The organism is Micromonospora sp. C31, from assembly GCF_018070575.1.
Taxonomy (GTDB): domain Bacteria; phylum Actinomycetota; class Actinomycetes; order Mycobacteriales; family Micromonosporaceae; genus Micromonospora.
Genome location: NZ_JAGPXN010000051.1, coordinates 1 through 3,565 on the forward strand (window position 1 = coordinate 1; position 3,565 = coordinate 3,565).

The window sequence follows — 3,565 nt, forward strand, 5'->3', positions numbered from 1 at the left end:
CGGGGTTGTTGGATGTGGCGTTGGCTGCTGGGGAGCAGGTGGGTGCGGGTGGGGTCGAGGAGTTGACTCTGGTCGAGCCGTTGGTGTTGACCGGGCCGGTCCGCGTCCAGGTCACCGTCGGCCCGGACGACGGAGCCGGGCGGGAGATCAGCATCCACACCCGACCGGACGCCGACACCGGCGCGTGGACCCGGCACGCCACCGGCCGGCTGAGCATGGTCTCGACCCCGGTGGACGTCCCGGACCTGCGCGACCTGCCCGGGCCGGGAGCCACCGCCGTCGACCTGGACGCCGTCCGCGCCGGGTTCGCCGCCCGGGGCATCGCGTACGGGCCGGCGTTCGGCGGCCTCACCGCCCTGTGGCGGGGCCCCGATCGCGCCCTGGGGACGGCCCGCCTCCCCGAGGGCCTCAGCACCGAGGGGTACACGCTGCACCCGGCGCTGCTCGACGCCGCCCTGCACGCCATCCAGGCGGTACCGGACACCACCGATCCGGCCGCCGGCGCGCTCCTGCCGGTGCGCTGGACCGACGTGCGGGTGTTCGCCCGCGACGCCGTCGACGTGCGGGTCGCCATCGACGTCGTCGAGGAACCCGAGGGGCGACGCGTCCAGGTGTGGATCACCGACCCGGCCGGTGGACCCGTCGCCCACATCGGTGGGCTCTACCTGCACCGGGCCACCGCCGCCCAGCTGCGCGCCGCCCGACGGCACCGCACCGACGACCTCTACCAGGTGGTGCCACGCCCGGTCGCCGCGCCCGACCCGGTCACCGGCGACAGCCTGGTCGTCCTGGCCGACCCGCAGCTCGCCGCCGCCCTCGGCGCGCACTCCGTACCCGACCCGGCCGGGCTGCGCGCTTACCTCGACGCCGCCGGTGCGGCACCGCGTACCGTCGTGGTCGTTCCCCCCAGGCCAGCCGACCCGGTCACGGGCGCGCACCACGTTGCCGCCGCCACCCTGGCGACCCTCCAGGAGCTGCTCGCCGAGCCCCGCCTCGGCGACACCGACCTGGTCTGGCTGACCCGGGACACCCCCACCGTCGGCGACGGCCCGGTCGACGTCGCCCAGACTCCGGTCACCGGGCTGCTGCGGGTGGCCCGCGCCGAGAATCCCGACCGCGCCCTGCGCCTGGTGCACCACCAGAGCGGCGACGTCGCCGGGCTGGCCGCCGCGTTGGCCCGCACCGACGAGCCGGAGCTGGCCGTTCGCGCCGGGACGCTGTTCGCGCCCCGGCTGGTGCCGGCGGAAGCGACCGACGCCGACCCGGTCACGCTGGACACCACCGGGACCGTGCTCGTCACCGGCGGCACCGGAGAACTGGGCGCGGCGGTCGCCAGGCACCTGGCCACCGCACACGGCGTCCGGCACCTGCTGCTCCTCTCCCGTCGGGGCGCCGACGCACCCGGGGCGGCCGAGCTGGTGACCGAGGTGCGGGAGGCCGGCGCGGAGACCGTCACGGTGGCAGCCGTCGACCTCACCGACACTTCGGCAGTGGCCGCCGCCCTTGACGCCGTACCACCGCACCGGCCGGTCACCACCGTGGTCCACCTGGCCGGGATCCTCGATGACGGGCTCCTCAGCGGCCAGGACACCGACCGGCTGCACCGGGTCGTCGCCCCCAAGGTCGACGGTGCCGCCCACCTGGCCGAACTGCTGCCGGCGGCCACACTGGTCTTCTTCTCCTCGGCCGCCGGCACCCTCGGCACCGTCGGTCAGGGCATCTACGCCGCGGCCAACACCGCCCTGGAAGGTCTCGCCGAGTCGCTGCGCCGCCAGGGACGCACCGTGGTCGACCTCGCCTGGGGGCTCTGGGCACAGACCGGGGTCGGCATGACCGCCCACCTCGGCGACGCCGAGCTGCGCCGGATGCGGGAGCAGGGCATCGCCCCCCTCCCCGTCGCCGATGGGCTGCGGCTGCTCGACGCGGCCCTGCAACGGGGAGCCGGCGCGACGGTCCCGGTCCGGCTGGACCTGGCCGCTGTCCGGTCCCGCGACACGGTCCCGGCGATGCTGCGGGCGCTGGTTCGTCCCGCCGCCCGTCAGGCCGCCGCCGCCGCGCCCGCCGCGCCGGCCCGCTCGCTCCGCGACGACCTGCTGGCACGCCCACCGGCGGCCCGCGTCCAGGCGGCGACCACCATGGTCTGCCGGGAGGTGGCCGCCGTACTCGGTCTCGCCCCCGCCGCGGTCGACCCGGAGCACGTGCTGCGGCAGCTCGGCCTCGACTCGCTGATGGCGGTCGAACTACGTCGGCGGCTCTCCGCCGCGGCCGACCTGTCGCTGCCGGCCACCCTCGCCTTCGACTACCCGACTCCGGCGGCGGTGGCCGGCTTCCTCCTCGACCGGCTGGACCTGGACCGCGCGGACGAACCCGGCGACGACCCGGAGGTCCGCCTCCGCTGGGCCCTGGACCGGCTCACCGCCACCCGGCTGCGCGACACCGGCCTGCTCGACCGGCTCGTCGAACTCGCCGGTGGTGGCGACGCGGTGGAACCCGTGGCCGCGCCCGCCCCGGCGAACCGTTCGGTCGCCGACCTCAACGCCGAACTCGACGCGTTCCTGCAGGCCGCCGGCGTCGAACCGAGCTGACGCCCGTCCGGCTCCGCACCGGTTGAGGGCAACGCCCCCGACCGCACATTCACCTGCCCGACCCTTCGTTGCAACAGGAAGGCCACTGCGATGACCAGCGCCCCCCAGGACCGGGTCGAAGTTCCCCTGCACGCCCTGCGCGCCCTCCAGGCCCGGGCCGCCGACCTCGACGCGCAGCTGCGTGAGCCGATCGCGATCGTGGCGATGGGGTGTCGGTTGCCGGGTGCGGATTCGCCGGAGGAGTTCTGGTCGTTGTTGGTGGAGGGTCGGGATGCGGTGGGTCCGTTTCCGGATCGGTGGGCCGGGTTGGATTTGTTTGACCCGGATCCGGAGGCGGTGGGGAAGAGCTATGCGCGCGAGGGTGGGTTCCTGCGGGATGTGGAGCGGTTCGATGCGGAGTTCTTCGGGATTTCGCGTCGGGAGGCGTTGGCGATGGATCCGCAGCAGCGGGTGGTGTTGGAGACGGCGTGGGAGGCGTTGGAGCGGGCGGGTATCCGTCCGGACGCGTTGAACGAGAGCCGTACGGGGGTGTATCTGGGCACCATGGGCTCCGACTACGGCAGCCTCGGGCTGGACCTCGACGCCCTCGACGGCTACGTCAGCACCGGCAAGGCCAGCAGCGTCCTGTCCGGTCGCGTCTCCTACACCCTGGGACTCCAGGGGCCGGCGGTCACCGTGGACACCGCCTGTTCGTCCTCTCTGGTCGCCCTCCACCTGGCCTGCGTCGCCCTGCGGCAGCGGGAGTGCGACCTGGCTCTTGCCGGTGGCGTCACCATCATGAGCAACCCTTCGTTGTTTGTGGAGTTTTCGCGGTTGAAGGCGATGTCGCCGGATGGTCGGTGTAAGAGTTTTGCGGCGTCGGCTGATGGTGCGGGGTGGTCTGAGGGTTGTGGGGTTCTGGTGTTGAAGCGGTTGTCGTCGGCGCGGGCTGATGGTGATCGGGTGTTGGCGTTGGTGCGTGGTTCGGCGGTGAATCAGGA

At 74.1% G+C, this 3,565-nt stretch carries 2 protein-coding genes; both read left to right on the top strand.

Annotation, left to right across the window (positions count from 1 at the left end):
• Positions 1-2,585 (top strand): type I polyketide synthase (locus tag KBX06_RS27335; protein ID WP_210839926.1); only part of this gene is annotated, 2,585 nt, incomplete at its 5' end.
• A 135-nt stretch (positions 2,586-2,720) separates the two neighbouring features.
• The coding region (locus KBX06_RS27340) for a polyketide synthase (RefSeq protein ID WP_374225683.1) at positions 2,721-3,565 on the top strand (845 nt) is incomplete at its 3' end.